The organism is Pseudomonas sp. p50(2008), assembly GCF_015351605.1.
In the GTDB taxonomy this organism is placed as follows: Bacteria; Pseudomonadota; Gammaproteobacteria; order Pseudomonadales; family Pseudomonadaceae; genus Aquipseudomonas.
This window is the reverse complement of the sequence record NZ_JACMYF010000004.1, coordinates 22815-49620: the sequence shown is the minus strand read 5'-3', so window position 1 is coordinate 49620 and position 26806 is coordinate 22815. Positions and strand designations below refer to the sequence as shown.

The following is a 26806-nucleotide window of genomic DNA, read 5'->3' as shown; positions in this document are numbered from 1 at the left end:
ATCGCAGCGTCCCGCTGGAGTGCGCAGCAGTCGCTACCATTTTGGGTCGGCTTCGCCACCCAGCGGGAGCGAGCTCCCTCGCCACAGGAATTGGGGTAACCAGCAACTGCGCGCATCAATTCCCCTCCACCGTCCCCGCCGTGTCCTGTCCATAAAAATCCGGTATCTCGTGCTCGAAGCTTTTCAGGAACCGCGCCATGGCTTTTTCCCGTTCGGCTGCCGAGGCGGTTTGGGGCGTGTGGGAGGCGGCCTGGTTTCGGCTTTGCAGTGTCAGCCAGCCTTCGGTTTCCTGTTGTTGAGGTGATGAGGGGCCGGGGTCGAGGGCATGGGCTGGGAGGCTTAGCAGGCCCAGGCTGCACAGAAGGATCAGCTTCATTTTGTTCTCCTGACCACTACTTCGTGACGTCGGTAACGATCGCCACCTGGCCGCTGCTGGACGGACGTGGGGTGGTGGGGTTTTTGAGTTTTTCGGCGCGGGCCTGGGCGTCGCTGAACTGTTCGGGGCTCAGGCCGGCACGGCTGACCACTTCGCCGGCTTGCTGCCAGTTATCCTGGTAAATCAGCAACGCCACCAGATTCACGGCCGCCAGTTGATCGCTCTGTTTAAGCTCGATGGCGGTGAGGAATTCGAAGCGGGCGTCGTCCAGGCGTAGCTGGTTGAGGTAGACCACGCCCAGGTCGTTGCGGATTTTTTCGTCGGTCGGCGACAGTCGCGCCGCTCGCTGCAGATGTGCCTGGGCCAGGCCGTTGTCGCCACGTGCTGCCGCCAGTTGCCCCAAGCCGTGCTCGGCTTCGGCAGCACGACAACTGCCGAGCAGGCTGCGGTACAACGGCTCCGCTTCGCTGCGTCCCAGCAAGCGGTAGACCCGGGCTTTGCGCAGTCGCACATCGGCCAGGTTGTCCGGCAGGTTTTGCAGGTTGGCGAGGCTGGCGTGCAGCTTGCCGTCCTTGGCCATGTCATCGGCCAGGTTCAGTGCCAGCTCCTGATCGGCGCTGGGTTTGGCGCAGCTGGTCGAGGCGGTCAGGGCCGACCAGGGCGCTTGGCCGTTGGTGGCGCATCCGCTCAGTATCAGCAGGCTCAGGGCAGCGAACAGTATTTTCATCAAGAACCTCTTCAGGACGCGAACGCGCGGGCGATGGCGGTAAATCCCGGGCCTGCCAGCACAATCAACAAAGCGGGGAACAGGAATATCATCATCACCACCGACATCTTGGCCGACATTTTCGAGATGTATTCCTGCAGGTTGGTCAGGCGTCGATCGTCGAGCAACTGCTTGAGCGAGAGCAGGGATTTCATCGCACCGCCACCTTGCTGGATCAGTTGCTGAAGGATGATGCAGGTGTCGGTGAATTCATCGATGGCCAACACATTGGCCGCCTTGTTCAATTCCTGCCCGAGCTCCAGGCCCGAGTCCACCCGGGCCAGAATCAGGCTCAGTTCCTGAGTCACCTGCGGCAACAGTTTCCGGGCTTCGGTGCTCAAGACGCGCAGGGCCTGCTCCACGGCCATCCCCGATTCGAACAAGATCCGTAGCAGTGGAATGAGTGTGGAAATCTCCACGGCGATCTGTTTCTGGCGTCGTTTGGCCGCATAGGCCAGCAAGCGTTTTGGCAGCAGGTAACCGATGCCCAGCCCGAAGAATGGCGCGATCCAGTGCGTCTTCACCTGGGGATAAAACAACTCTTGCGCCAGGAAGACCAGCCCGGCCACCAACAGCGGCGTGCCGACCTGCAAGGCCGCAAAGATCGAGCGCTGCCGGGCGCGGCGCCATCCAACGCGGTTGAGCAGCACTTGGGTTTCATTGTCGAGGCTGACGCTGCGCTGTCCCAGCTTGCTGTCGCCGAGCACGCGTAGCCAACTGCCTAAGCGATTGTCGCGCACCATCTGGCCATGCAAGCGCTGGTTGATCTGGCGTTCCCGACGGTGACGCGCAAACAGATCGCCCACGACCAGCAGCATGGCGGCGAGCAGTAGCAGCGAACTGATGATCAGTGCCGTGGCCATATCAAATGCTCCTTAACATGCGCCAGAGCACCAGGCAGCCCATGATTTGCAGGCTGGCGGCGATCATGAGCATTTGCCGCCCCCCTGCGTCGTTCCACATGCCAAGCATGTAGCCAGGATTGACCAGCATGAAATAGCTCACCAGGATGAGCGGCAACGACCCCAGCACCCAGGCCGTCATGCGGGTCTCGCCGGTGAGCGCGCGCAATTGCCGGGCGCCCTGTTCGCGCTCGCGGATCAGTTTGATGAGGTTTTCCAGCAGCTCACTCGCGTTGCCACCGTAGCGGTGATTGACCTTCAGCCCGAGGGCGAACATGCGCAGTTCGTCCTGCTCATACAGTTCGGCAAAATCGCTCACCGCTTCCGGCAGGCTCACGCCCAGTTGCACGTTGCGCTGGACCCGTCCCATGGCAGTTTTCAGTGGATCTTCGCTGACGTCGATGGCGCCCATGACCGCATCTGCGAGGGTGCGACCGGATTTGAGGCTGCGCACGGTGTGGTCCAGAAGCTGTGGCAGTTGTTCCACGATTCGGCGAATCCGCCGGCGATAGCACCAGGAGACGTACACCCGTAACGCCAATGGCGGCAGTACCAGCAACAGGAAGAATCCGCTCCAGCTCGCCACCGCAAAACCCAGCAACATCGACATGGCCCACAGCGCCAGCCAGAGGCCCAGTTTCTCTGTCGGGCGTCCAAGCCCCGCACGCAAAAATGCCCGCTCCAGCCCGGTCCAGGAGCTTTTGGCCGGCTCCAGTTCCGGTTGACCCTGAGCCAGCCGATTGAGTACCCGTTCTGTGCCGGTCTTGCGCAGGCCCTGGTAAAACAGGCGAATCGAAAACGTCAGCAGCAACACGCACATCAGGCACAGCATCAGAGGGCCGATCATGGGCAGGCGCCTCGCGGTCAGTTATGCGGCACGGCCGACTCGCGGCGCAGCTTGTCGCCAGCGGGATTGACCGCCTCGCGCAGAAAGCCGAAACCGGTGCGTCGATCAAGCCGGAACAGGGTGTTGGTGACGTACACGTCTTCGCGAATACCCACCACTTCGACGACTTCGCTGACGCAGCGGCGACCATCGGGCATGCGCGTCAGCTGGATCACCACGTCCAGTGCTGCGCAGATCATTTGCCGCAGCGTGCGTTCGGCAATCGTGCGCCCGGTCAGGCCCACCAGCGTCTCCAGGCGCAACAGTGCATCTTGTGCGTTGTTGGCGTGCACGGTGCTCATGGAACCGTCGTGGCCGGTGTTCATGGCGGTGAGGACGTCGACCACTTCGACGCCCCGAATCTCGCCGAGGATGATCCGGTCCGGGCGCATCCGCAGTGCGTTGCGGATCAAGTCGCTGGCTTTCACTTCACCGTGTCCTTCGGCGTTTGGCGGTCGCGTTTCGAGGCGCACAACGTGTGGATGGCCCAGCTGCAATTCAGCAACGTCTTCGATGGTGACCAGACGCTCGTGAGGATTGATCAGTTGGCTGAGAATGTTCAGCAGCGTGGTCTTGCCGGTACCGGTGCCGCCGCTGATCAAAATATTGCAGCGCCTGCCCACGGCTTCCTGTATGAAATCGAAGATCGCCTGATCGATGGTTTGCATCGCCATCAGGTCCGAGCTTTTGAGCATGTCTTTGCGGAATTTTCGAATCGACAAACACGGGCCGTCGAGGGCAATCGGCGGAATGATCGCATTGACCCGACTGCCGTCGGGCAGCCGTGCATCGACCATGGGCGAGGACTCGTCGAGGCGTCGACCGAGGGGCGCGAGGATGCGTTGCATGACGCGCTCGACGTGATGCGCATCGATAAACCGCAGATCGCTCTGGTGCAACACGCCGTCGCGTTCAATGAACACCCGGTGCGGGCCGTTGACCAGAATCTCGGTCACCGCCGGATCGCGCAGCAGCACTTCGAGCGGGCCGAAGCCGGTGAGTTCGTCGACGATTTCTTCGGCCAGACGCTCCATCTCATAACGGGAAATCGCCAGGTGCAGTCGGGCAATGTATTCAGCGATCTTGTCGATCACGAACTGCGACAGCACCTGCCTGGAACCCTCCAGCAGGTTTTTGCCGGACTCTTCGATGGCATCGATGATGTACCGGTGCAGCACCAGCTTCAGGCCTTCGTGGTCGGTGTTGCCGACCGGTCCGCGCGTCGGCGCACCGAAGAGTTTTTCACTGCTCATTGAGCACCCCTCAGTCGGTTGAACCAGCCTGTTTTAGGTTTGGCCAGGCCTTCGGAGCGTTTGGCCAGGCGTTCACCCAGGGTGCGCAGGCTTTGGGTCAGGGCTTCGCGTGGGGCCAGTTCGAACAAGGTCATGCCCTGGTTTTTGGCGTTTAGCCGCACCTCAGGGCTGTAGGCGAGGGTGGCAATGGTCTCCATCGCGAAACTTTTTCCCAGGGTCTCGGCGTCCGGTGCGACGTTGCGCAGGTAGCGGTCCACCAGCAATCTCGAGTGGTCGAGCTTCATGCCTTTTTCGCGCCAGAGATTGAGGACCGCGAGATTGCGACGGCAGTCGAGCACGTTCTGATCGGTGTACCACAGCAGCTTGTCGCAGTGGCTGACGAAGGTGCGCAGCGCTTCACTGTCCGGCTGTCCGGTGAGGTTCACCACGATGTGCTGGAAGTGTTGGCGCAGGGCGCTGAGCAGCATGTACAACTCAGCGGCGCTGGTGTGCTCCAGCGGTTCATCGTTGCCTGCGTAAGCGAGGATCCTCAGCCCGACGTCGCACCGGGTGAAGGCGCTGTCGATCAGCGTCGCGTCCAGGCGTCGAAGATGCCGCAAGGCATCGCCGAAGTGAAACGAACTCTCCAGCCCGAGCAACGCCAGGCTGTCACCCCGGGGCAATCCCAGGTCCAGCAACAGCGTTTGCTGACCGCTTTTTTGTACGACTTGCGCCAGGTGGGTGGTCAGCAGCGCGCCGTCCGCATTGCTTTGAATCCCGTAAAGGACCGTCAGGCCACCCAGTTGCGTGTTGGGCGCCACGGGCGGCAGGCGTTTGCTCAAGCGCCGCACCAGCCCTGCGACTTCGCTGGAGCGCGAGCCATACGCGACAAAATCCCGTGCACCGGCACGCATGGCGTTGAGCACCAACTGGTTGTCCATGCCGTCGCCCAACGCCACGATGGCCAACATCGGTTTGGCTTCCAGCGCACCCTCGATCAACGCGCTCTGGGCCACCACGTGTTCTCGGTCGAGGCCGACGAAGACGAGGCTGGCAAAGGTGACGTCGACCAGCGCCAACAGCTCGTCGAGGCTGCCCCCGCCTGCACTGACCACCTGCCCCAACGGGGCGAGGGCGCCTTGCAGCCACTCAAGATCGGTGCTGTTGCGCGTGATCGCCAGGAAGGTCTGACTCAGGTTCTGGCTCATTGCGATAACCCGCTGCGTTTATCGAAGTTGCCGTTTTCGAGGAAGTACATGCGATAGAAATTCGGGTCGTAGTTGCGCAGTTTCTCGCCCGGCAGCGAGGGCAGTTGCGCGTTCGCCGCCAACGGCTGAACGAGGTGCGGGGTAACGATCATCAGCAGCTCGCGTTCTTCGCGGTTGATGTTCTGATCACGGAAAAAAGCCCCGAGGATCGGGATATCGCCCAGGCCCGGAAACTTGTTCACCTGAGAACTGTTGCGGGTGCTGATCAAGCCACTGATCACGAAGCTTTCGCCATCGGCCAGGGCGATGCTGGTGTCGGTGCGGCGCACGGTCAGCGCCGGCACCACCGTGCCCGCGATGTTCACGCCGTTGCTGTAATCCAGCTCGCTGACTTCAGGCGCGACTTTCAGGGCAATGCGATTGCGTCCGACAATCGTTGGGGTCAGCGTCAGGCGGATGCCGAACTCTTTGTACTCGATCGAGACGTTGTCACTGCCGGAGCTGGGCACCGGGATCGGAATTTCGCCACCGGCCAGGAAGCTCGCACTCTGGCCACTCAGCGCTACAAGGCTTGGGCGCGCCAGGGTGTAGGCAAAGCCGCTGCCTTCCAGGGCGTTGATCATCACCATGGTTTTGCCACCGATCCATGAAATGTTGAACTGGCCGTTGTCCACGGGCAGTCGGGGCTGGACCACACCGTCAATCGTCGGCAAGGTTCTGGGCGCGCCGAACAGGAAGTTGCCGCGGGTGCCGAAAATCGAGGTCGACGCTTCCTTCAGTTTGGTCCGACTGACTTCTACAAAGCGGATGTCGGTCTGCACTTGAGAGGGCAGCAATTCGTCTTCGGAGGGCAATGTGGCGGCGGTGAGCGCGGCGGTCGCTTTGCCCTGAACGAACACCATGGTCTGGCGGGGCGACGTGGAGCAGGCGGTCCAGACCATCAAACTGGTCGCGCCGGGTGCGACACCTGTCAGCAGAAAACCACTGTTGCCCGTGGTGCGCACGTCAGCGATTTTCGGATCGCCTACCGCCAGTCGCGTGATCGCCACTGGCGATTGCAGCTCCTGTTGCAAGCCTTCGCCCACCTCCAGAACGGCGGGTAACGGATTCAGTGCGGTGCAATTGCTGGCAGCCGCGAAGCTGTTTTCGACAGGCGCCGTCGACAACATCAAGCAACCGAGCAACGGGTAGAACGGCAGCATGGAACGACTGGGCATGTAGCTATCCTTGCTCGATCATGGGGTTTGTTGCGTAACCTGATTACCGCGAATAATTTCCACCGCAGGGCGGGCCGCGGCGGTGCGAACAGGGCTGCCGACGGGTGTTTTAGGCGCGCCACCCAATGCCAGTTGGGTGAACTGAAACAGGCTGCTGTTCGCCGCATCGAGGTGCCCTGTCGCGTCGTTTTCTCCAGCCCAGTATTTGGCCAGGCGCTGCTCTTCTGCGCTGCGCACCGCGAGACGCAAGGTGCCGACTTGTGTCGCCAGCATCAATCGGCTCACCAGCGGTTCCGGGACCGCCAGCAGCACGGTTCGCGCGGCAATCTTGCGTTGTTCCTGTTTGATTTTTTCTTCGGCGGTCAGGGCGGGGGATGCCGGCTTGCCATCATTGGTCAGGCCCAGTTGATCGCCAACGCCGAGCACGCGCATGGCCGGGACGACGATCTGTGCCGACTGTTGCAGGTTGCTCGCACCCTGGGGCAGGAACAGCAGCACATCGACGTAGTCCCCCGGTGCCAACTGACCGGCAGCACCGATCACTTCGTCGACCGCCACCGCGAGCGCACGCTCGTTGGTGTGGATCATGCGCGCCAGTGTTCCACCGGCTTCGAAGCTGTCTTCGCTCAGCCAGGTGCCGGCACTGAGTGAACGCCAAGGCGTGCGGCCGACGGCTTGCTCGATGTTGCTCAGGCTGCCCGCCGGGGCGCTGCGAAGTTTTTCCACGGCCAGATCGGCGGCGGTCAACGGCGTGAAGGGCGCGACGTCGTGCACCAGGACGACCACCGGTTGGCGGGTCTGGTCTTCAGCGGTGGCGACGGTTTTTTCGAGGGCAATGCCAGCACTTGGCGTGGCGACGGGTTCGGCAACGGGGGTACGGCTGAGCATCAAACCCCAGTATCCGGCAACGCCGGCGCCGATAAGCAGTAGCCCGGCCAGGCCCATGGTGAAGCGACTGTTCATGACGGCTCTCCCTTTCCTGCTGCAAGAATTGACCGTTATCCAGACGGGTTAATCCGTGCTCAGGCAGCTATGAACATTCCAACTATATCGCTATTTGACGGTAGCGCAGCTAGGGCGAAACGCCATTAGCCTCGGTGAAAATATCTGGCAAAGTTTGCGAAGTGGCCGAAATGACGGGTTTTTCCTGGCGCCAGAAACAGGACTAATACTTAGTGATTAATCCGTTCTTACAGTTGCTGGGGTCGGGTTTGTTGACAATGCTCTGGTGGCACGGAGCAATCATGTCACCGCCCGTGATACCGGCGCCCGAGGGCCCAAGGAGTTGTCAGATGTTCCTCAAACTGTATGTGAAAGTTCGCGTGTTTTTTGAAAGCACTGAAGGGGCTTCGGCGATTGAGTATGCGATTGTGGCGGCGATGGTTGCAGCCGTGATTGTGGTGTTCATTACCCCCATATCAAAAGAGGTGACTGATATTTTTACCGGACTCCGGGATGCGCTCATCGACGCACGTCCTGCTGCACCAGCCACACCTTAACCTTCCGATCTGGGTTTTATGAGCTACCGTGGTTCAACCTGGTCCATTGGTTTCGGAACACCCTATGACAGTCATTTCAATGCCACGCCAGCAGTTGCTTTTGGTCGACGACGAAGAGGATGCACTGCTGGAACTGGCTGAACTATTGGAGGGCGAGGGCTTCTGTTGCTTTACGGCAACGTCGGTCAAACTCGCCCTGCATCACCTGACCCGCCATCCCGATATTGCCTTGGTGATCACTGATCTGCGCATGCCGGAGGAAAGCGGCATGTCGCTGATCAAGCGCCTGCGCGAGCACACGTCACGCCAGCATCTGCCGGTGATCGTCACGTCCGGGCACGCGGACATGGAGGATGTCAGTGACATGCTGCGCCTTCAGGTACTCGACCTGTTTCGCAAGCCGATCTATCACGTACGGTTGCTGGAGACGCTCAATAACCTGTTTCCACAGCCTCAGTTGCACCGGGTCATCAACTGAACACAAATCCACTGTAGGAGCAGTGGGATGTGTACCCCTCACAACTGATAACTGAAACTGATGCTGTACCTCGGTTTGCGGTTGAACGTGTCCAACGCTTCGTCCGACATCGGTTTGGCTGCTTCCAGGGCAATGTTGTAGTACTTGGCGTCACCAAAACGAATCCCCACTGCCGCCGATGACAGATTGCTGCCTTTGACAGGCAGCTCATTGAACCAGGTTTTCGAACGGTCCAGCGCCACGTACGGTTGCACTGTCCGCACCCAATTCCAATCGCGGTTGAAGCTGTAGTTCACCTCATAGGCCACGCCCCACCCCTTGTCTCCGGAAGCCTGATCATCGGGGTAGCCACGGCCGAAGTTTTGCCCTCCGAACACGGCGCGTTCGCTGTCGGGCAGGGTGTCGTCGCTCCAGTACAACGCGCCGGAAAGAACTCCCTGCCAGTTCTCGAAAAACCTGTCGCTCTGCACACCGGATAACCGCAGTCGAAAGAAGTCCAGGTCGAGATCGCTGTTGTTGGTTTTCGCCCCCATGCCGTCGATGCCCTGGTACACGCCACCGCTGATGATGCGCAGTTGTTTGGCATCGGCTTTGCGCCAGTCGCTTTCGAAAGCCAGGGCGCGGATGTCGCTGTTGATGTCGACGCTTAGCGGAAAACCGACGACCTGATAGCGGGTCTTGTCGTTGACCGCGTACAACCTCGCACCGGCGCTGAGCAGTTCGTTGGGCGAGGCAATGAGCGGGTGGGTGAAACCGATGGAATAGCGATCGTTTTCGCGGTGTGGTTTGAGTTCCAGTCCGTTGTCGGTCAATACGTTGGTGCCGGGATCGGCGCGGTAACGCGAGGCTGACAGCGCCAGTTGCGTGCCCTCGGCATTGAGGAACTGGTTGTAGTCCAGGCGGTAGTAACGCTCGTGATCGTCCCCCGGTGGAAACAGTCCGCTGAGGCTCAATTGTTCGCCCATGGCCGTCTGGGAATTGCTGCTGACACCGAGCAGCGCCTGGAGACTGTTGCGATTGTTCTCGGTGGTGCTCAGGGTACTGGTGAACGGTTTGCGACTGGCCTGGGCGACGAGGTAAGCCGCGCCATCGGTGGTGCCCGGCGGCGGCACCTGCGCCTGCAATGTCACGCCGGGGATGCGGCTCATCAGCGTGGTGTAGCGTTCGAAGGTCTTGCGCGTCAGCGGACGTTCGGCCTGCAGTTTGGCCACCAGTTTGTCGAGCAGGCCTTTGACCCGTCCGACGTCACCCTGCAATTGATAGTCCTTGATATAGCCCTCTACCAACACCACTCGGGCCACCCCATTGCTGAACGTTTGCTGCGGCAGGAATGCGTAGGACAGCAGGTAGCCATCCTGTTGATAACGACGGGTGATGCTGCGGGTCGCTTCGATGAGATCGGCGAGGCTGGTTTCATGGCCTAGCAAAGGCTGGTAGAGCGTGGCGAGCTCGCTGAGCGGATAAATCGTTCCGCCTTCGATCTGCACGGTCTTGAGGTTGACGCGGGTGTTCATCATCAACGGCTGATTTTGGGCTGCACCGGGTTCGGGCACCGAGGGCGCTGCCGTGGTAGGGCGGTATGCGTCGGCCGGGAGGTTCGGCACGGGAAGGTTGCGGTTGGTTTCGTTGCTGTTGAGGAAGCTGGGAAGGGTGTCGGCGAGAACGCATGAACTGACGGTCAAAAACAGCAGGCTAGCCAAGACGCGCATAGGACACTCCATGTTCAATTTACTACTTCGCCTGGATCTTCATGTTCCAAAGAAAAAGCGGAAGACTCCTTCGAATCTTCCGCGTTCAACCAAGCGTAGGCGCTGTAGATAAGGCCGTCGAATCGGCCGGGTGCAATATCAACGATTCTTGCCGCTCACTTTTCCGGTCAGGCCACCCAGCAAGCCGCCAAGGCCCCCGGTTGTGCCAGTGTCGCCGGCGCCGCCAGTGACCAGTGTGCCCACGGCGCCGACGGTGCTGCCCACGGTGGTCACGGTGTTGCCGACGGCCGTTACGACGGGGTTCGGTGTGCTGGTGGCGATGGTGCTGCCGAGGTTGGCCACCGCGCCGCCGACCTGGGTCGTCAGCCCGTTGACCGGGGCGCCCAGACCCGTCGCTGTGCCGATGTTTTGGGTCAGGCCAGTGACGGCAGTCGTGACCGGATTCAAGCCGCTGCCCACCGCGTTGCCGAGGTTGGCCAAGGGGGCGGTGGCGGCGGTGTTGGGTGCGCCGGAACCGCCGAGCGCGGTGTTGACGGAGGCGACGAGACTGCCTGCAGACGCGGCCGTGACACCGCCTGCACTGACCAGGCCATTGGTGTTGCCAGCGTTCAATCCGCTGCCGACATTGACCACCGCGCCGCCGACGGTCTGCAGCAATCCGGTGCCGCCCAGGCCGCCTCCGGTGCCTGAACCGGTGCCGTTGGCAACCAGTCCGCCGGCCTTGCCGACCGCTGTGCCGGTGTTGCTCAAGGCGCCGCCGACGGTGTTGGTCAATGCGTTGCCGTTGCCGGCCAGGGTGACTTTGTTGCCAACGCCGTCGACGGTGTCGCCGACTTTCTTGACGATGCCGTTGAGAGGGTCACCCAGGCCGGTGGCGCTGCCCACCTTGTCGGTGGTGCTCTCGACCAGGGCGATCACGGGCACCAGTTTGTTGCCGGCTTCTTTGGTGACTGAACCCAATGGGCCGGTCGTGGTGGCGGTGCTCAAGGTGTCGCCGAGCATGGTGACTTTTTCACCGACGCCATCGAGTACCGGGGTGACTTTTGTCACGACGCCGCCGACTACCGGGATGCTGTTGGTGGCGGTGGCGAGTTTGCCGCTGACGTCGGATACGCCGTTGCCGACATCTTGTACCACTCCGCCGACTGAGGACGCTGTGACGCCGAGGCCGTTGGGGTCGGTGCCCAGTTTGCCGACACCGTTGGCGACGCCATCGCCCAGGGTGGTGACGACGTTGCCGGTGGTGTTGGCGACGCTTTGGACGATGCCGCCTGCAACGGGGACGGTGCTCAGGGAGTCGCCGATCTGGCCGACGCCGTCACCTGCGCCACTGACGGTTTTGCCGACGTCCTGGAGCAGTGTGGTGGTGACCAGTGGGGTTGTGCCGGGGTTGGTCGGGTTGGTGGGGTCTGTGGGGTTGGTTGGATTGGTGGGGTCGGTGGTGCCGCCGCCCGTGCCGCCCGTGCCTCCGGTTCCGCCAGTACCGCCTGTGCCCGCAGTGCCTCCGTCGGTGTTTCCGGTGTTTCCGGTGCCGCCTGTGCCTGCGGTGTCGCCGCTGGATCCACCTGATCCGCCAGTGCCGGCTGAGTCGCCGGAGCCTCCTGCGCCTGCTGCGCTGTCAGGGGATGAGCTGTCGGAGCTGCTGTGGTGGCCGCCACCGCCGCTGCTGCAGGCGCTTAGGCCTACGGTGAGGGAGAGGGCTATTGCGATTGCTGATGTGCGCCAGATGTTTGTGGTCATGGGGGTATTCCTTGCACCAACGTTTGTTGTTTTCGATGGCCTGTCGGTTTCTGTTGCCGACGGTGTCTTCGTCCGTTGTTTGCATGACAGCTGGGGGGGCTTTGGAATGCCATTCTGCAGTTGGTATTAATGCCTTTTTCCGGGGGGTGGGGGAGGTGGGTTTTTCTTTTTAAATCAGAGGGGTGGGGTGGGGGTTTTTGGTTCAAACACCTTAGTGATAGTTGTAATTTGGGCGTGGCGGCCTGTGGGCCGACCATGGGGTGTTGGGTGGGGTGTATATCCGTTTCTGCGGTAACGGCGGCTTGGGGTTTCGCCCTTACGGCGAGGCACTTTTTTCAAACGCCAAAAAAGTACCCAAAAAGGCTCGCCCCGGCGTACGGCACCTCGCTTAGGCTCGGTGTTCCCTCGCTCCGGTATTCATCTGGGGGCATCGCCTACGGTCTGCTTCGCGACGACCTCCTCTCGATGTGTGCGGCTTCGCCGCACGGCGCTTCGCGCCTGCCCCCCAGATGAACACCTCCACTCGGCCTCCCGAAGGGGCGGGTAGATCAAAAGCCAGATCAAGATCAAAAGCTTTCAGGCGAGCTAACGCTCGGCCTTGAGTGGTGAAGGGCGACGGCGAGCTAACGCTCGGCCTTGAGTGGTGAAGGGCGACGGCGAGCTAACGCTCGGCCTTGAGTGGTGAAGGGCGACGGCGAGCTAACGCTCGGCCTTGAGTGGTGAAGGGCGACGGCGAGCTAACGCGCTCGGCCTTGAGTGGTGAGGGGCGACGGCGAGCTAACGCTCGGCCTTGAGTGGTGAGGGGCAGCGGCGAGTTGCGGGCGGTGTTTCGATGATGGGGGACTGAGAGGCAAACTGATCCCGCTGATGCACCAGATCCACTGTGGGAGCTGGCTTGCCAGCGATGGCGGCCTGACAGCCGAACTGATTTCGCGTATGTACTCAATCCCCTGTAGGAGTGAGCCTGCTCGCGATGGCGATTAATCAGGCTCGAATGACTGCCGGAAAAAAACTCCACCTCTCACTGCATCGATTTGATCTTCATGCAACCGGTCGCCAATGCCCAACCATGTGCTCAAGATCCCCCACGCCCAGTAACTGAAAATCTCCACTGGAGCCCGCCGGGCTCGCCAGGAGTGTCACTTCGCTGGGCAGCCGCACCGGTTTCCTGAATTGCACGGCGATTTCGACGTTCGCTTTGGGCAGGTGATCGGCGAGTGCTGCGAGGGTGCGTGCCTTGTTCCACAAGCCGTGGGCGATGGCGGTCGGGAAGCCGAAGAGTTTGGCGCTGACGGCGCTGAGGTGGATGGGGTTGTAGTCGCCGGAGACTTTGGCGTATTGCCGGCCGATGTCGGCGGGGGCTTTCCATTGGGCGACTTGGGTCATGGTCAATGACGGTGTCAGTACGTCTTCAACCGGTTCGCCCTCGAGCTTGACGCCGCGACACAGCATTTGGCTTTCGGCTTCCCACAACGGCCCCAGTTGATCGTCCAGGGTTGTGACGACGTCAAAGGTCGCGCCTTTGGCGTGAGGTTGCAGGTTCTGCACTTGTACGCTGACTCGCACGCGGCCTACGCCGCCCATTGGGCGCAACACGCGAATGCGGTTGCTCAGGTGAATCAGGCCGAGCAGCGGGAACGGGAATTCCTTGGCGGTGAGGAGTTGCATCTGCAAGGCGAACGCGAGGATGTGCGGGTAGGTCGGCGGTAATAGAGCGTTGTCGGTGAATCCGCAGACGTTGCGATAAGCCGCCAACCGTTTCTGATCGACATCGACCCAGCAGCGCAGTCCCGAGTCGGGGAGGGTGGTGCCGGTAATTTTGCGTCGTGTCGCCGCCCGTACATACAGCTCGGACAGACCAGGTTCGCTGTTGAGTGTGTGCCAATCGGTGATCATGACTATGCCCCCAAAACGCTTTGCCCGCAGACGCGCAATGCTTGTCCGGTGAACGCGCCTGTGCCGGGTTGCGCCAGCCAGGCGACCGCTTCGGCGACGTCTTGCGGCAGGCCGCCCTGGCCCAGGGAACTCATGCGCCGTCCAGCTTCGCGCAGGGCGAAGGGGATGTGGGCGGTCATCTGGGTTTCGATAAAGCCCGGTGCCACGGCGTTGATGCTGATGCCGCGTTCACTGAGCAGCGGCGCCCAGGCTTCGGCAAGTCCGATCAATCCGGCCTTGCTGGCCGCGTAGTTGGTTTGCCCGCGATTGCCGGCGATGCCGCTGATGGACGCAAGCAGGATCACGCGTGCGTTGTCGCGCAGGGTGCCGCTGTCGAGCAATGCTTTGGTCAGGACTTGTGGCGCGTTGAGGTTGACTGCAAGCACAGCGTCCCAGAATTCTGGCGTCATGTTGGCCAGGGTTTTATCCCGGGTGATGCCCGCGTTGTGCACCACGATGTCGATGCCTTCGGGCAGTTGTTCGATTAACTGTGCGGCGGCATCTTCGGCGCAGATGTCCAGGGTGATGCTGCGTCCGCCGAGGCGTGCGGCGAGGGCTTCGAGATCGGTTTTTGCCGGGGGAACATCGAGTAAAACAACGTCGGCGCCGTCACGGGTCAGGGTTTCGGCAATGGACGCGCCGATCCCGCGTGCCGCGCCGGTCACCAGTGCTTTGCGTCCTGCCAGCGGTCGGGTCCAGTCTGTCACGGGGGTGTCGCAGGCGTTCAAGCGTATGACCTGGCCGGACACGAAGGCGCTTTTAGGCGAGAGGAAAAACCGCAGGGGCCCTTCGAGCTGATCCTCGGCGCCTTCGCCTACGTAGATGAGTTGCAGGGTGCCGCCGCTGCGCAGTTCCTTGGCCAGGGATCGACTGAAACCCTCCAGGGCACGTTGGGCACTGGCGGCGAACGGGTCGCTCAGGCTCTGGGGGGCACGACCGAGGATGACTAGGTGGGCGCTGTGGTCGAGGTTTTTCATTAGTGGCTGGAAAAACTCGCGCAGCTGTTTTAACTCATCGGTGTGCACCAGATCACTGGCGTCGAACACCACAGCCTTGAGTTTTGGGCCGTGGCCGGGAATCCACGCGGTGGCCGTTGAAGGCTCGGTGCCGTAGCTGTAGATAGCGTCGGTCAGACGGTTGGCGAAGGCGCTGATGTTTGCTGTCAGCGGGCCGCCGCCAATCAACAGTGCCCCTTCCACAGGCCGCAGCCGGCCCGCTTGCCAGCGCTCAAGGCGGACGGGAGCCGGCAGACCCATGGCACCGACCAGACGATGGCCGATGGACGAATTGGCGAAGTCGATATAGCGGTCAGACATGGAACGCTCTCCAGTAGCTGGGGTTCAAAGTGTGGACCACGAATGGCGATCAGTCGTTCGATCCACGAGATAAGGCCTACGCTTGATCACAGCAGATTAGTTTGTTGCAGGACTTTCAGGAGAAAGCACGTCGCCAATTGAAATGCATCCCCTGTGGGAGTGAGCCTTTGTGGCGAGGGGACTTGTCCCCGTTGGGTTGCGAAGCGACCCGATTTTGAGTCTGTTGTACCTGACACACCAATCGCTAAAGTTCGGGACTGCTGCGCAGTCCAACGGGGACAAGTCCCCTCGCCACAAGGGCCCGCCGCCACAGGGGCAACGGTTTGGTTTCAAAAAATTTCATCAGGAGCTTTTCATGACTCAGCTGCGCCGCGTCGCGATCATTGGCGGTAACCGAATTCCCTTCGCCCGCTCCAACGGGCCATACGCCACGGCCAGTAATCAGGCGATGCTCACGGCAGCCCTCGAGGGGCTTATCGAGCGCTACAACCTGCATGGGCTGCGCATTGGCGAGGTGGTTGCGGGAGCCGTGCTGAAATTGTCACGAGATATGAACCTGACACGCGAATGCGTGCTCGGTTCGCGACTGTCGCCCCTCACCCCGGCCTATGACATCCAGCAAGCCTGCGGCACGGGGCTGGAAGCGGCGCTGCTGGTGGCGAACAAGATTGCCTTGGGCCAGATCGATTGCGGCATTGCCGGTGGCGTCGATACCACGTCCGATGCGCCGATCAGCGTCAGCGAAGGGTTGCGCAAAATTCTGCTGCAGGCCAATCGCGCCAAGACCACCGGCGACAAACTGAAAACCTTTCTGCAATTGCGCCCCAAGCACCTGATCCCCGAGTTTCCTCGCAACGGCGAACCGCGCACCGGGTTGTCCATGGGGCAACATTGCGAGTTGATGGCGCAGACCTGGAACATCCCTCGGGAAGAACAGGATCAGTTGGCGCTGGAGAGTCATCACAAACTGGCCGCGTCCTACACCGAAGGCTGGCACAACGACCTGATGACGCCGTTTCTTGGACTGACGCGCGATAACAATTTACGCCCGGACCTGACCCTGGAAAAACTCGCCGCGTTGAAGCCAGCGTTCGAGAAAAGCGCCAAGGGCACGCTGACGGCGGGCAACTCCACACCTCTCACCGATGGCGCATCGCTGGTGCTGCTGGGCAGTGAAGAATGGGCGAAGGAACGTGGCTTGCCGATTCTTGCGTATCTGCGGGACGGCGAAGCGGCGGCGGTGGATTTCGTCAATGGCGCGGAAGGTTTGCTGATGGCCCCGGTGTATGCCGTGCCGCGCTTGCTGGCGCGCAATGGCCTGACGCTGCAGGATTTCGATTACTACGAAATCCACGAAGCATTCGCCGCGCAGGTGCTCTGCACATTGAAGGCCTGGGAAGATCCGGAGTACTGCAAAACCCGCCTCGGCCTCGACGCGCCGCTGGGCGCTATCGACCGTAGCCGACTCAACGTCAAAGGCAGCTCATTGGCCGCCGGGCATCCGTTTGCTGCGACTGGCGGGCGTATTGTTGCCAACCTGGCGAAGTTGCTGGATGCGGCGGGCAAGGGGCGTGGGTTGGTGTCGATTTGTGCGGCGGGCGGGCAGGGGGTGACGGCGATCATCGAGCGTTGAGAATGGGGCTGCCTCGTTAAAAGATCGCAGCCTCGTTTCACTCGACAGCTCCTACAGGAAGTCGCATTTCTGTAGGAGCTGCCGCAGGTTCGGGCTGCGTTCGGACGATCTTTTGATCTTACGTCCTGAACCGCCGAACCAACCCGTCCAGCTCGTTGGACAAGCCCGCCAGACTCTGCGAATCGACCCGCGCCGAGTTCGCAAGATCGGCCACCAACTGCGCATCGCCATGAATCTGGCTGATGTGCCGGTTGATGTCTTCAGCCACCTGATGCTGTTCCTCCGCCGCAGTTGCGATCTGCGTGTTCATGTCGCGAATCACGTCCACCGATTCTCGAATCAACCCGAAGCTGCTGCGGGCTTCACCGATACGGCTGACCGATTGCTGAGACACCTCCAGGCTCGCATGCATCTGCTGGGTGACCTGGCTGGTGCGCTTGGCAAGGTTACCCAGCAAACCGTCGATTTCTGCGGTGGAGTCGGCGGTGCGTTTGGCCAGCGCCCGGACTTCATCCGCCACCACCGCGAAGCCGCGTCCTTGTTCGCCTGCCCGCGCCGCTTCGATGGCCGCGTTCAGAGCCAGAAGGTTGGTCTGTTCAGCAATTGAACGAATGGTGCCGAGGATCGACTGAATGTCGTTGCTGTCGCGCTCAAGCTGTTGCATCGATTGGGCGGACTGTTCGATTTCCTGGCTCAGGCGATCGACGCTGGTGACCGCTGCATCGATTTGTTGCTGACCTTCGCGGGCCTGACGCTGGCCACTGTCCGCCGACTCTGCGGCCTGGCTGCAAGAGCGGGCCACTTCGTTGGCGGTGGCGACCATTTCGTGGAAGGCGGTGGACACCATGTCCACGGCTTCACGCTGACGTCCGGCGGCTTCGGCCATGTCACTGGAGACCCGGGTCGAGCTCTGGGACGTGGCGAGGATCTTGGTGGCGGCGCCGCCGATGCTTTGGATGAGGGTGCGAATGGCTGCCAGGAACTGGTTGAACCAGCTGGCCAGTTGCGCGGTTTCGTCCTTGCCACGGACGTCGAGATTTTTGGTCAGGTCGCCTTCACCTTGGGCAATGCCTTCCAGGCCGCTGGCGACGCTGCGGATCGGACGCACGATAAGGCTGGCGAAACTGGCGCCGACGACGGCGAAGAATACAGCCAGTACGGCAGCGATGATCGCGATCAGCCAGGTCAGTTGGGTAGCCGCGCTCATCACGTCGGCTTGTTTGATCAGGCCGACAAACGTCCAGCCCAATTGCTCCGATGGCCAGACGTTGGCCATGTAGCGCTCGCCATTCAGCTCGACCTCCACCAGGCCTTTGCCGGCCTTGGCCAATTGCGCGTAGCCATCGCCGAGGCTGTTCAGTGCCTTGAAGTTGTGTTCCGGCTGCTTCGGATCGACCAGGACGGTGCCATTGTTCTCCATCAGCATCAGGTAGCCGGTTTCACCGAGTTTGATCTGCTTGACGATTTCGGTGAGCTGCTTGAGCGAGACGTCGATGTTCACCACGCCGCCCTGCGCGCCAAGCTGATTGGCGACAGCGCGCACGGTACTGACCAGCACGGCGTCATCGCCGGCCCAATAATAGGCCTCGGTGCGCAGGGTCTTGCCGGGGTTGGCCATGGCGGTTTTGTACCAGGGACGAACACGCGGGTCGTAGTTGGACATTTTCGGATCGCCCGGCCAGAACGCGTAGGCGCCGTTACTCATGCCGTACGACACGTAGGCGTACGCCGGGTGGCTGGCGGCCAGGCTGGCAAACAGGTCGAACAGTTGCTTGTCGAGTTCGCTGTCCGGCAGGTCGCCGGCATTGGCGCCGACCCGGCTTTTAACACTGCTGTCCGCCGCGTTGACCAGCGGTTGGGCCGCCAGGTAATCAACGTTCTGGCTGATGCCTTCGAAAAACAGCTGCATGGCGTTGCTGACCTGGCGGATTTCGCGACCGCTGCCGTCAATGAATTCGTTTTTCGCATCGCTGCGCAGGTTCAGCACCACCAGTGTGGCGACCACGATCACCGGTACGCAGGCAATGACTGCAAACGCCCAGGTCAATTTTTGTTTTATGTTCATCCGCGCTCCGGATTGTCATTGGCGTTGTTGATCCGATTGTCGGACAAAATGTTTGTCTCTAAAGAGATCGGCCATGAGCGGCGGAAATTGAGGGGATGGGGGAAATATCCTGTGAAGGAACGAGCGCTCGAACTTAACGTCTGTGCTAAAGGCCCTTGCTTGCACTTGAGCTATGATCTTCGGCGGCCGATAACCGTAGGGTTGTCAGATTTATCCGGCACATTGTGTGCTTCTTGCGGTACAGCCTGCGGTACGTCTTGCGGTAAATAGGAACGTTCATAGGTCGGCAACCCCTCCCACCGGCGAGTGGATTGCCGTATAACGAATGACTTTCGCGTGTTTGGTAATAAAGGACCCACAATAAAAGCTGATGAAGACTCCAAAACGCATTGAACCCCTGATCGAGGACGGTCTGGTCGACGAGGTGCTGCGCCCACTCATGAGTGGTAAAGAAGCAGCTGTTTATGTGGTGCGCTGCGGCAACGAGTTACGTTGCGCGAAGGTCTACAAGGAGGCGAACAAACGAAGTTTCCGCCAGGCGGCCGAGTATCAGGAAGGCCGCAAGGTACGCAACAGCCGTCAGGCCCGGGCGATGGCCAAGGGTTCCAAGTTCGGCAAGAAAGAAACCGAAGACGCCTGGCAGAACGCCGAAGTGGCGGCGCTGTTTCGTCTGGCCGGTGCCGGCGTCCGGGTGCCCAAGCCCTACGACTTCCTGGAAGGCGTGCTGTTGATGGAGCTGGTTGCCGATGAGTACGGCGATGCCGCACCCCGTTTGAACGACGTGGTGTTGGAGCCGGACCAGGCGCGCGAGTATCACGCGTTTCTGATTTCGCAGATCGTGCTGATGTTGTGTACCGGTCTGGTGCACGGTGACCTGTCCGAGTTCAACGTACTGCTGACCCCGACCGGCCCGGTGATCATCGACTTGCCTCAAGCGGTAGACGCAGCGGGTAATAACCACGCGTTCAACATGCTGGAGCGGGACGTGGGCAACATGGCTTCTTACTTCGGGCGGTTTGCGCCGGAGTTGAAAAAGACCAAGTTCGCCAAGGAAATGTGGGCGTTGTATGAAGCCGGCACCTTGCACCCGGCCAGTATCCTGACCGGTGAGTTTGATGAGCCGGAAGAGTTGGCCGACGTGGGCGGGGTCATTCGCGAGATCGAGGCGGCACGCCTGGATGAAGAGCGCAAGCAAGCGGTGCGCGCGGCGGATGATGCACCACCCAGCAAAACCGAAGAACCGCCTCCACCCTGGATGCAGTGATCGGTTGACGAAAAACCCGGCCTCGGCCGGGTTTTTTATAGGCAGCCTGTTTTGAGACCGCGTCGCTTTCATCGCGGGCAAGCCCAGGCAGCCAGGATTTGTCATACCCACCACACTCAAGGACTGAATGTGAACACCTCCACCCGCAATGCCCGGCTCATTGTCAGTGCCCGTCTGGTCTCGGACTTCGGGGCCTTTCTCAACATGGTCGCCCTGGCCACCTACGTTTATCTGCTCAGCAACAGCCCCATGAGCGTCGGCATTTTTCTCGCCAGCCGAGTGGCCGGGGGTGTGTTCGCCAGCCTGATCGGCACTGCGTTTTATCGCCGTTGGGCCGGGCGGATGCCGTTGATTGTTTTTGATCTGTTGCGGGCAGGATTGCTGGGTCTGTTGCTGGTACTGCCGGTTGCCCAGCAAGCGCTGCTGTTGCCGGTCATTGCCTTCGGTCTGGGATTTGGCAACTCGATGTTCGCCATAGGCCTTAACAGCCAGCTACCCAACCTGATCAAAAGCGAACAGTTGCTCAAGACCAACGCCTGGATTACGTCTGCCTCGTCAGCGGCCATGGTTGCAGGCAGTCTGGTGGCCGGCTTGTTAGTGGCAGCGTTTGGTTTTGAAACGGTCTTTGCGTTGAACGTCGTCACGTATCTGCTGGCGGCGCTGTTTATCGTGCCGCTGCGGTTTTCCACGCAAGCCCCTGACGCCGGGACAACTCACGGAGAGGGTGAATGGTCAGCCTTGCGCCAGGGCCTGCGCGGTAAGCCTGTGGTGGCGGCCATGCTCGCCGTCACCATGGCCGATACCTTGGGCAGTGCCGCACACAACGTAGGCTTTCCAATCATTTCAAAACTGCTGACCCCTGAGTCGGCCAGTACCACCTTGGGCCTGATGCTGGCGGTCTGGGCCAGCGGCAAGTTCATCGGCGCGCGCATCGCCAGCCGCCTGAAGGGCTCGGACAACATCAACCTGGAGCGCCGGTTTTTCTTCGGCGTGTTGCTCATGTCCTGCGGTTTCATCCTGATGTTCCAGCAGCAGACCCTGTATGGCCTGCTGCTGTTTTCGCTGCCGGCGGGGTTGGGGGATGGTTTTTCGGAAGTCGGACTGATGTCGCGCCTGCAGCGGGAGCCGGAGCATCTGCGCCTGCCGGTTTTCAGCTTTCTGACGCTGCTGCAAATGACCGGTTTCGGCATCGGCATGCTGATCGCCGCGCCGTTCTATTCGTGGTGGACACCCGGTGCGGTGGTGTTGCTGTTTCACGGCATTCCCCTCACCACTTTGTTGGTGGTGAAGGGGCTGTCGATCAGGAATGGGCAGGCTCGGCGCAGCAACCCGACGCCAGGCTCTTGAGAATCGGACAGTCGGGGCGTTGGTCGCCCTGACAGTGCTCGACCAGATCCTGCAGGGTGTCGCGCAACTGGCCCAGTTCGAAGATCTTCTGGTTCAACTCTTCGATGTGCTGGCGGGCCAGGGCCTTCACATCGGCGCTGGCGCGTTGGCGGTCTTGCCAAAGGGTCAGCAGCTTGCCGACCTCTTCCAGTGAAAATCCAAGGTCCCGTGAGCGCTTGATGAATGCCAGCGTGTGCAGGTCGTCATCGCCGTAGACGCGGTAGCCGCTGTCGGTGCGATGGGCGGCCTTGAGCAAGCCGATGGACTCGTAGTAACGGATCATCTTTGCGCTCAGACCGCTGCGGCGGGCTGCTTGGCCGATGTTCATCAATTGTCCTCCAGGTCCTTGGGTTTCCAGGTTTTCAACAGTAGCGCATTGCTCACCACGCTGACGCTCGACAGTGCCATGGCCGCACCCGCCAGTACCGGATTGAGAAAGCCGAACGCCGCCAGAGGAATGCCGATCAGGTTGTAAACAAAGGCCCAGAACAGATTCTGTCGGATTTTCGCGTAGGTTTTGCGGCTGATCTCAAGTGCCGCCGGTATCAGTCGCGGATCACCGCGCATCAGGGTGATTCCCGCTGCGTGCATGGCCACGTCGGTGCCGCCGCCCATGGCAATGCCGATGTCGGCTGCGGCCAAGGCCGGTGCGTCGTTGATGCCGTCGCCGACCATCGCCACCACGCCGGTTTTTTTGAGTTCGGCGACAGTGGCCGCTTTGTCCGCTGGCAGAACTTCGGCGTGCACATCGGTGATGCCCAGCGCTTCAGCGACCACTTTGGCACTGCCGCGGTTGTCGCCGGTCAACAGGTGGCTGCTGATGTTCCGTGCGCTGAGTTGTTGCACAGCTTGCAGCGCACCGGGTTTGAGCGTGTCACCGAATGCGAACAGGCCGAGCACCTTGGGTTCGGGGCTTTGTTCGATCAGCCATGACAGCGTCCGGCCTTCGGTTTCCCAAGCGCTTGCCGACCCGGCCAGCGGACCTGTGTTCAAACCACTTTCTTCGAGCAGGCGACGATTGCCCAGCGCCAACCGACGACCATCAAGCGTGCCGGCAATGCCGCGCCCGGTCAGGGACTGGCTGTCGGTGACGTCGGCGACGGTCAAGTCGCGCTCGGTGCAGGCATCCAGCACGGCTTTGGCCAGTGGATGCTCACTGCCTCGTTGCAGGGCGCCAGCGTTTTGCAGCAAGGCATTCTCGTCGCCCTCGACGGCGCTCATGTGTGCGATACGCGGTGTACCTGAGGTCAACGTGCCGGTCTTGTCGAACACTACGGCGCTGACTTCATGGGCACGCTCCAGCGCTTCGGCATCCTTGATCAGGATCCCGTAGCGCGCCGCGACGCCGGTGCCTGCCATGATTGCAGTCGGTGTCGCCAGGCCCAAGGCACAGGGGCAAGCGATGACCATGACGGCGACGGCATTGATCAGCGCCGTTTCAATCGGTGCGCCGTAAAGCCACCAACCGATCAGCGTTGCCAACGCAATCAGCAGGACCGTGGGCACGAATACCTGACTGACTTTATCCACCAGTTTCTGGATCGGCGCTTTCGCGGCTTGCGCGTCTTCGACCAGGCGGATGATGCGCGCCAATACGGTTTCGGCGCCCAGCGCCTGAGTGCGAACCAACAAACGACCTTCGCCATTGATCGCGCCGCCGGTAACCTTGTCGCCGGGTTGCTTGGGGACGGGGAGGCTTTCGCCGCTGATCAGCGCTTCGTCCGCGTGGCTCTGGCCTTCAACCACTTCACCGTCCACGGGGAAGCGTTCACCGGGTTTGACCATCACCAGATCATTGAGGCGCAGGGCGCTGATGGCGACGTCGAGCTCGCGGCCATCGATCACCTGAATCGCTCGTTCCGGACGCAGGGCTTCGAGGGCGCGGATGGCGGAGGCGGTCTGGCGCTTGGCGCGGCTTTCCAGGTACTTGCCCAGCAGGACCAAGGCGATCACCACCGCCGAGGCTTCGAAGTACAGGTGCGGCATGCGCCCGGCGGCAGTGGCCCATTCATAAATGCTCAGGCCATAACCGGCGCTGGTGCCCAGGGCGACCAACAGGTCCATGTTGCCCGCGCCGGCGCGCACGGCTTTCCAGGCGGCGACATAAAACCGAGCACCGAAAATGAATTGCACCGGGGTGGCCAGCATGAATTGCGCCCAGGCCGGGAGCATCCAGTGCACACCGAAGGGTTGCAGCAGCATCGGCAAGACCAGCGGCAGGGCAAGGATGAGGGCCATGATCAATATCCAGCGCTCACGGTGCAGGCGCTGTTGTTGATTGTCGGCAGTCGGGTGTTCGACTTCCCAGACGCTGGCGGAATAACCGGCCTTGTCCACCGCCGCGATCAAGGTTTGCGGATCAACCTGGCCGAGTAATTCGAGGTGGGCGCGTTCGTTGGCCAGGTTGACGCTGACGCTTTTCACGCCGGGCACCTTGGCCAGCGCACGCTCGACCCGGCCGACGCACGATGCGCAGGTCATGCCGTCAATGCTCAGTTCAATGCTCTGTTGCGGCACGCTGTAACCGGCTTTGTGCACGGCGTCCATCAGGGCCGGCAGGCTGTCACTGGGTGCCTGGATCCTAGCCTGTTCCGTGGCGAGATTGACACTGACAGCCGTGGCGCCGACGACTTTGCTCAAAGCGCGCTCGACGCGCCCGGCGCAACTGGCGCAGGTCATGCCGGCGATCGGCAGATCGAACGTAGTGGATTCGGACATGGGTAACGCTCCCTGTAGTGGATGACTACAGGATCAACCTTGACATGCTGGCAAGGTCAAGTGTCATGTTTCGAAATCAAAAGATCAAAAGATCGCAGCCTGCGGCAGCTCCTACATTGACCGCGTATCAACACAATCCCGCGGGCTGCGATCTTTCAAGGGCGATTCAGTACCCCAACGCGGCGGGTTTGAGGTACATCCCTTCCTGCGTCATCGCAATGCGGAACTTCAACACATCACCGGCCTTCAGCGTGATGGTCTGCGATCCCGGTGCTAGCATGCCCGGATTGCACCCCGGTGCCTGGCCTGGCAGCAGTTTGAGGCGCAAGGACACATCGCCCGGTGGCAGGTTGAATGAAGTGCTTTGTTCCTGAAACAGTCGCGCGGACAGCTGATCCTGGAGATAAACGCCGATTTCGCAGTTGGTCGACACTTCCAGGCGCTCGCGGGAAATGATCAGCACTCCGTAGTCCTCCCCGGCGGCGTAGACCGAAGGCGCGGCGGCGAAGAGGCTGAGAAAGCCAAACAGGCTGAGAGCTGACCAGCGCATGGCTGAATCTCCTGATGTCGAAGTCATTGATGTACGCAGCTTGGCCGAGCGCGGCAGCGAATGCCAGCCCGGCCGATGATTTCAGAACTTGACCTTGTCATGGTGGCAAGCTTGAGACTGCTTTCAAACCTCATCTACAGGAGTCATCCCATGCAAGTATTCAACGTTCAAGGCATGTCCTGCGGTCACTGCGTCAAAACCATCACCCAGGCCTTGCAAGCGAAGGATCCGGCAGCGAGCGTGCGCATTGATCTTGCGGCAAAAGAAGTCGGGGTTGAGAGCGCGTTGTCAGTCGAGCAGGTGATCGCCGCGATCACTGAAGAGGGCTATGAGGTGAAAGTCGCCTGAGGCTTTTTATTAGTTAGCGACCTATCGGAATGTTCAAGGCGTCCATGCGCAGCTAGACTGTGGGGCTGTTGCTTTCTTGTCCCACTGGATGCCTGATGAATTTCCGTAGCATTTTGATACTTGGCGCCCTGAGCGCTTTCGGGCCGCTGGCGATCGATTTTTACTTGCCTGCTTTCCCGGCGATGGCTTTGGCTTTCGGCACCGATGAGCAGCATGTGCAGTTGACGCTGGCGGCCTACTTCCTTGGCTTGTCTATTGGTCAACTTGTCTACGGTCCGATAGCGGATCGGTTTGGGCGCCGTATTCCTTTGTTGAGCGGTGTCGTCCTGTTTACCCTTGCCTCGTTGGCTTGTGCCTTCGCACCGAATCTTGAATGGCTGATGGGCGCGCGCTTTATCCAGGCCTTGGGTGGGTGCGCGGGGATGGTGATTTCGCGGGCGATCGTCAGCGACAAATGCGATGCGGTGGGCTCGGCAAAAGTCTTTTCACAGCTGATGCTGGTGATGGGCCTGGCACCGATTCTCGCGCCGATGCTGGGCGGATTGCTGGTTAATACCACGGGCTGGCAGTCGATATTCCTGGTGCTCACCGGTTTCAGTGCGCTGGCGGCATTGGCTGTGGCGCTTGGCTTGCCGGAGAGCATGCCCGCTCACCTGCCGCGGCAACCGTTGTCGGGAGCATTACGCCAGTACGGTCGTTTGTTGATGGCCCCGGTGTTCCTCGGCCACGCCTTGACCGGCGGTATCGCGATCGCCGGGATGTTTGCCTACATCGCCGGTTCTCCGTTTGTGTTCATCAAGCTCTATGGCGTGCCGCCCGAACATTTCGGCTGGCTGTTCGGTACCAATGCGGCGGGGTTCATTCTGGTCGCGCAGGTGAATGCCCGGTTGTTGGCCAAGCGTGGTCCGGCGTTCCTGCTGGTACGAGCCGTGTGGGTCTACCTGGCTGCCGGACTGGCGCTGTTGGCCGTCAGCTCGCTGCACACCGAGCACTTGTGGCCGCTACTGATTCCGCTGTTTATCTGCATCGCCAGCCTTGGCTGCATTCTCCCGAACGCGTCGGCGTGTGCGATGAATGGACAGGGCGCTCGCGCTGGCAGTGCGTCAGCGTTGCTCGGTTGCCTGCAATTCAGTGTCGCCGCCGGGGCTGCAGCGCTGGTGGGGATTTTGTACGACGGCACCGCCGTGCCGATGGCCATGGTCATCAGCTTGTGCGGGATTCTGGTGGTGAGTGCAGCAATGCTCACCCGACGTCTGCAAAATGCCCGGGCGCTGGCGCAAGCTCAGGCCTGAGGCCGGACTCAACCAGCAGCGCGCTGCTGCTGGTTCTGGGGAAATTGATGAGGGGCGTGCAGACGTGCTTCAAGTGTGCGCGTGAAGGCCAGCGCTTCAGCTTCGCTGCGGAATGTCACGGCGTGCTGGTCCAGACGAACTTGCCATTGGGACTTGGCCACTTCTTTTATCAGGATATTCATTGCTGACCTCCTATCGGTAAAAGACTGCATCGCAGAGGACTCGATTGTAGTCCTCAATACGATCGCAATTGTGACGAAGGTCAAGCTTCGGACTGACGGTTTGA

General features: G+C 61.0%; 24 protein-coding genes and 1 pseudogene. 7 read left to right on the top strand and 18 right to left on the bottom strand.

The features are described from left to right. Positions 1–115: 115 nt before the first annotated feature. The 8 genes from H7698_RS12025 to cpaB form a co-directional block, all read right to left on the bottom strand. Positions 116–376: a DUF3613 domain-containing protein gene (locus H7698_RS12025; RefSeq protein ID WP_162440641.1), complete on the bottom strand. Its 261-nt coding sequence runs from the start codon at positions 374–376 to the stop codon at positions 116–118. A 16-nt stretch (positions 377–392) separates the two neighbouring features. Further along, entirely contained in the window at positions 393–1103 is a 711-nt protein-coding gene (locus tag H7698_RS12020; protein ID WP_194691513.1) for a tetratricopeptide repeat protein, read from the bottom strand. An 11-nt stretch (positions 1104–1114) separates the two neighbouring features. Beyond that, positions 1115–2005, bottom strand: coding sequence for a type II secretion system F family protein (locus tag H7698_RS12015; protein ID WP_162440643.1), 891 nt, complete (start codon positions 2003–2005; stop codon positions 1115–1117). A 1-nt stretch (position 2006) separates the two neighbouring features. Beyond that, a complete protein-coding gene (locus H7698_RS12010; RefSeq protein WP_194691512.1) occupies positions 2007–2891 on the bottom strand; it encodes a type II secretion system F family protein in 885 nt (294 codons plus the stop codon). A gap of 17 nt (positions 2892–2908) precedes the next feature. Beyond that, positions 2909–4183, bottom strand: a complete 1275-nt coding sequence (locus H7698_RS12005) for a CpaF family protein (protein ID WP_194691511.1) — start codon at positions 4181–4183, stop codon at positions 2909–2911. Next, a complete protein-coding gene (locus tag H7698_RS12000) occupies positions 4180–5370 on the bottom strand; it encodes an AAA family ATPase (protein ID WP_194691510.1) in 1191 nt (396 codons plus the stop codon). The genes H7698_RS12005 and H7698_RS12000 overlap by 4 nt, the downstream gene beginning before the upstream one ends. Continuing rightward, positions 5367–6539, bottom strand: a complete 1173-nt coding sequence (locus H7698_RS11995; protein ID WP_235992851.1) for a type II and III secretion system protein family protein — start codon at positions 6537–6539, stop codon at positions 5367–5369. Before H7698_RS11995 ends, H7698_RS12000 begins: the two co-directional genes overlap by 4 nt. A gap of 66 nt (positions 6540–6605) precedes the next feature. Further along, entirely contained in the window at positions 6606–7550 is a 945-nt protein-coding gene (gene cpaB / locus H7698_RS11990) for a Flp pilus assembly protein CpaB (protein ID WP_194691508.1), read from the bottom strand. A 329-nt stretch (positions 7551–7879) separates the two neighbouring features. On the opposite strand from cpaB, the gene H7698_RS11985 reads away from it, so the two are divergent. After that, a complete protein-coding gene (locus H7698_RS11985; protein ID WP_162440649.1) occupies positions 7880–8086 on the top strand; it encodes a Flp family type IVb pilin in 207 nt (68 codons plus the stop codon). Between the two features lie 64 nt (positions 8087–8150). Continuing rightward, on the top strand, positions 8151–8564 hold the full coding sequence (locus tag H7698_RS11980) for a response regulator (protein WP_162440650.1): 414 nt from the start codon (positions 8151–8153) through the stop codon (positions 8562–8564). Between the two features lie 38 nt (positions 8565–8602). Here the strand turns inward: H7698_RS11980 and H7698_RS11975 are convergent, their stop codons facing one another. The 4 genes from H7698_RS11975 to H7698_RS11960 form a co-directional block, all read right to left on the bottom strand. Next, positions 8603–10273 carry a ShlB/FhaC/HecB family hemolysin secretion/activation protein gene (locus tag H7698_RS11975; RefSeq protein ID WP_194691507.1) on the bottom strand — a complete coding sequence of 557 codons (1671 nt, stop codon included), beginning with the start codon at positions 10271–10273 and terminating at the stop codon, positions 8603–8605. Positions 10274–10411: 138 nt separating this feature from the next. Further along, the gene (locus tag H7698_RS11970) at positions 10412–12013 is read right to left on the bottom strand and encodes a collagen-like triple helix repeat-containing protein (protein WP_194691506.1); all 1602 of its coding nucleotides are present in this window, start codon (positions 12011–12013) and stop codon (positions 10412–10414) included. A gap of 1041 nt (positions 12014–13054) precedes the next feature. Continuing rightward, a complete protein-coding gene (locus tag H7698_RS11965; protein WP_194691505.1) occupies positions 13055–13909 on the bottom strand; it encodes a MaoC family dehydratase in 855 nt (284 codons plus the stop codon). A 2-nt stretch (positions 13910–13911) separates the two neighbouring features. Next, a complete protein-coding gene (locus H7698_RS11960) occupies positions 13912–15264 on the bottom strand; it encodes a 3-oxoacyl-ACP reductase (RefSeq protein WP_194691504.1) in 1353 nt (450 codons plus the stop codon). A gap of 355 nt (positions 15265–15619) precedes the next feature. On the opposite strand from H7698_RS11960, the gene H7698_RS11955 reads away from it, so the two are divergent. Beyond that, complete coding sequence (locus H7698_RS11955; protein WP_162440089.1) at positions 15620–16897, top strand: acetyl-CoA C-acetyltransferase; 1278 nt, start codon at positions 15620–15622, stop codon at positions 16895–16897. 118 nt (positions 16898–17015) lie between these two features. On the opposite strand, the gene H7698_RS31855 is transcribed toward H7698_RS11955, so the two are convergent. Together H7698_RS31855 and H7698_RS31850 are read right to left on the bottom strand one after the other, a co-directional pair. Beyond that, positions 17016–17744 (bottom strand): methyl-accepting chemotaxis protein, encoded by a 729-nt coding sequence (locus tag H7698_RS31855; protein ID WP_442966289.1) that lies wholly within the window; start codon positions 17742–17744, stop codon positions 17016–17018. A 129-nt stretch (positions 17745–17873) separates the two neighbouring features. Further along, positions 17874–18806: pseudogene (locus H7698_RS31850) on the bottom strand (cache domain-containing protein); the annotation flags it as partial. 526 nt (positions 18807–19332) lie between these two features. Between H7698_RS31850 and H7698_RS11945 the strand changes: the two are divergent. Then, a complete protein-coding gene (locus H7698_RS11945) occupies positions 19333–20226 on the top strand; it encodes a PA4780 family RIO1-like protein kinase (protein ID WP_162440091.1) in 894 nt (297 codons plus the stop codon). 129 nt (positions 20227–20355) lie between these two features. Further along, the gene (locus tag H7698_RS11940) at positions 20356–21573 is read left to right on the top strand and encodes an MFS transporter (RefSeq protein ID WP_194691502.1); all 1218 of its coding nucleotides are present in this window, start codon (positions 20356–20358) and stop codon (positions 21571–21573) included. On the opposite strand, the gene cueR is transcribed toward H7698_RS11940, so the two are convergent. From cueR to H7698_RS11925, 3 genes are all read right to left on the bottom strand, one after another. Next, positions 21527–21940: a Cu(I)-responsive transcriptional regulator gene (gene cueR, locus H7698_RS11935; RefSeq protein ID WP_162440093.1), complete on the bottom strand. Its 414-nt coding sequence runs from the start codon at positions 21938–21940 to the stop codon at positions 21527–21529. The two genes, H7698_RS11940 and cueR, sit on opposite strands and share 47 nt — an antisense overlap. Beyond that, a complete protein-coding gene (locus H7698_RS11930; protein ID WP_194691501.1) occupies positions 21940–24330 on the bottom strand; it encodes a heavy metal translocating P-type ATPase in 2391 nt (796 codons plus the stop codon). The genes cueR and H7698_RS11930 overlap by 1 nt, the downstream gene beginning before the upstream one ends. A 166-nt stretch (positions 24331–24496) precedes the next feature. Continuing rightward, the gene (locus tag H7698_RS11925) at positions 24497–24880 is read right to left on the bottom strand and encodes a hypothetical protein (RefSeq protein ID WP_162440095.1); all 384 of its coding nucleotides are present in this window, start codon (positions 24878–24880) and stop codon (positions 24497–24499) included. Positions 24881–25030: 150 nt separating this feature from the next. Here H7698_RS11925 and H7698_RS11920 point away from each other — a divergent pair, with 150 nt between their 5' ends. Continuing rightward, positions 25031–25228, top strand: coding sequence for a heavy-metal-associated domain-containing protein (locus H7698_RS11920; protein ID WP_194691500.1), 198 nt, complete (start codon positions 25031–25033; stop codon positions 25226–25228). A 95-nt stretch (positions 25229–25323) separates the two neighbouring features. Next, a complete protein-coding gene (locus H7698_RS11915) occupies positions 25324–26520 on the top strand; it encodes a multidrug effflux MFS transporter (RefSeq protein WP_162440097.1) in 1197 nt (398 codons plus the stop codon). A gap of 8 nt (positions 26521–26528) precedes the next feature. Here the strand turns inward: H7698_RS11915 and H7698_RS11910 are convergent, their stop codons facing one another. Then, on the bottom strand, positions 26529–26702 hold the full coding sequence (locus H7698_RS11910; RefSeq protein WP_194691499.1) for a hypothetical protein: 174 nt from the start codon (positions 26700–26702) through the stop codon (positions 26529–26531). Positions 26703–26806: the final 104 nt, after the last annotated feature.

What these genes read in the sequence shown, in the direction of transcription:
- H7698_RS12025 (WP_162440641.1), bottom strand. Translation starts at nt 376, where the DNA reads ATGAAGCTGATCCTTCTGTGCAGCCTGGGCCTGCTAAGCCTCCCAGCC.
- H7698_RS12020 (WP_194691513.1), bottom strand. Translation starts at nt 1,103, where the DNA reads ATGAAAATACTGTTCGCTGCCCTGAGCCTGCTGATACTGAGCGGATGC.
- H7698_RS12015 (WP_162440643.1), bottom strand. Translation starts at nt 2,005, where the DNA reads ATGGCCACGGCACTGATCATCAGTTCGCTGCTACTGCTCGCCGCCATG.
- H7698_RS12010 (WP_194691512.1), bottom strand. Translation starts at nt 2,891, where the DNA reads ATGATCGGCCCTCTGATGCTGTGCCTGATGTGCGTGTTGCTGCTGACG.
- H7698_RS12005 (WP_194691511.1), bottom strand. Translation starts at nt 4,183, where the DNA reads ATGAGCAGTGAAAAACTCTTCGGTGCGCCGACGCGCGGACCGGTCGGC.
- H7698_RS12000 (WP_194691510.1), bottom strand. Translation starts at nt 5,370, where the DNA reads ATGAGCCAGAACCTGAGTCAGACCTTCCTGGCGATCACGCGCAACAGC.
- H7698_RS11995 (WP_235992851.1), bottom strand. Translation starts at nt 6,539, where the DNA reads ATGTTGTCGACGGCGCCTGTCGAAAACAGCTTCGCGGCTGCCAGCAAT.
- cpaB (WP_194691508.1), bottom strand. Translation starts at nt 7,550, where the DNA reads ATGAACAGTCGCTTCACCATGGGCCTGGCCGGGCTACTGCTTATCGGC.
- H7698_RS11985 (WP_162440649.1), top strand. Translation starts at nt 7,880, where the DNA reads ATGTTCCTCAAACTGTATGTGAAAGTTCGCGTGTTTTTTGAAAGCACT.
- H7698_RS11980 (WP_162440650.1), top strand. Translation starts at nt 8,151, where the DNA reads ATGACAGTCATTTCAATGCCACGCCAGCAGTTGCTTTTGGTCGACGAC.
- H7698_RS11975 (WP_194691507.1), bottom strand. Translation starts at nt 10,273, where the DNA reads ATGCGCGTCTTGGCTAGCCTGCTGTTTTTGACCGTCAGTTCATGCGTT.
- H7698_RS11970 (WP_194691506.1), bottom strand. Translation starts at nt 12,013, where the DNA reads ATGACCACAAACATCTGGCGCACATCAGCAATCGCAATAGCCCTCTCC.
- H7698_RS11965 (WP_194691505.1), bottom strand. Translation starts at nt 13,909, where the DNA reads ATGATCACCGATTGGCACACACTCAACAGCGAACCTGGTCTGTCCGAG.
- H7698_RS11960 (WP_194691504.1), bottom strand. Translation starts at nt 15,264, where the DNA reads ATGTCTGACCGCTATATCGACTTCGCCAATTCGTCCATCGGCCATCGT.
- H7698_RS11955 (WP_162440089.1), top strand. Translation starts at nt 15,620, where the DNA reads ATGACTCAGCTGCGCCGCGTCGCGATCATTGGCGGTAACCGAATTCCC.
- H7698_RS31855 (WP_442966289.1), bottom strand. Translation starts at nt 17,744, where the DNA reads ATGGTGTCCACCGCCTTCCACGAAATGGTCGCCACCGCCAACGAAGTG.
- H7698_RS11945 (WP_162440091.1), top strand. Translation starts at nt 19,333, where the DNA reads ATGAAGACTCCAAAACGCATTGAACCCCTGATCGAGGACGGTCTGGTC.
- cueR (WP_162440093.1), bottom strand. Translation starts at nt 21,940, where the DNA reads ATGAACATCGGCCAAGCAGCCCGCCGCAGCGGTCTGAGCGCAAAGATG.
- H7698_RS11930 (WP_194691501.1), bottom strand. Translation starts at nt 24,330, where the DNA reads ATGTCCGAATCCACTACGTTCGATCTGCCGATCGCCGGCATGACCTGC.
- H7698_RS11925 (WP_162440095.1), bottom strand. Translation starts at nt 24,880, where the DNA reads ATGCGCTGGTCAGCTCTCAGCCTGTTTGGCTTTCTCAGCCTCTTCGCC.
- H7698_RS11920 (WP_194691500.1), top strand. Translation starts at nt 25,031, where the DNA reads ATGCAAGTATTCAACGTTCAAGGCATGTCCTGCGGTCACTGCGTCAAA.
- H7698_RS11915 (WP_162440097.1), top strand. Translation starts at nt 25,324, where the DNA reads ATGAATTTCCGTAGCATTTTGATACTTGGCGCCCTGAGCGCTTTCGGG.
- H7698_RS11910 (WP_194691499.1), bottom strand. Translation starts at nt 26,702, where the DNA reads ATGAATATCCTGATAAAAGAAGTGGCCAAGTCCCAATGGCAAGTTCGT.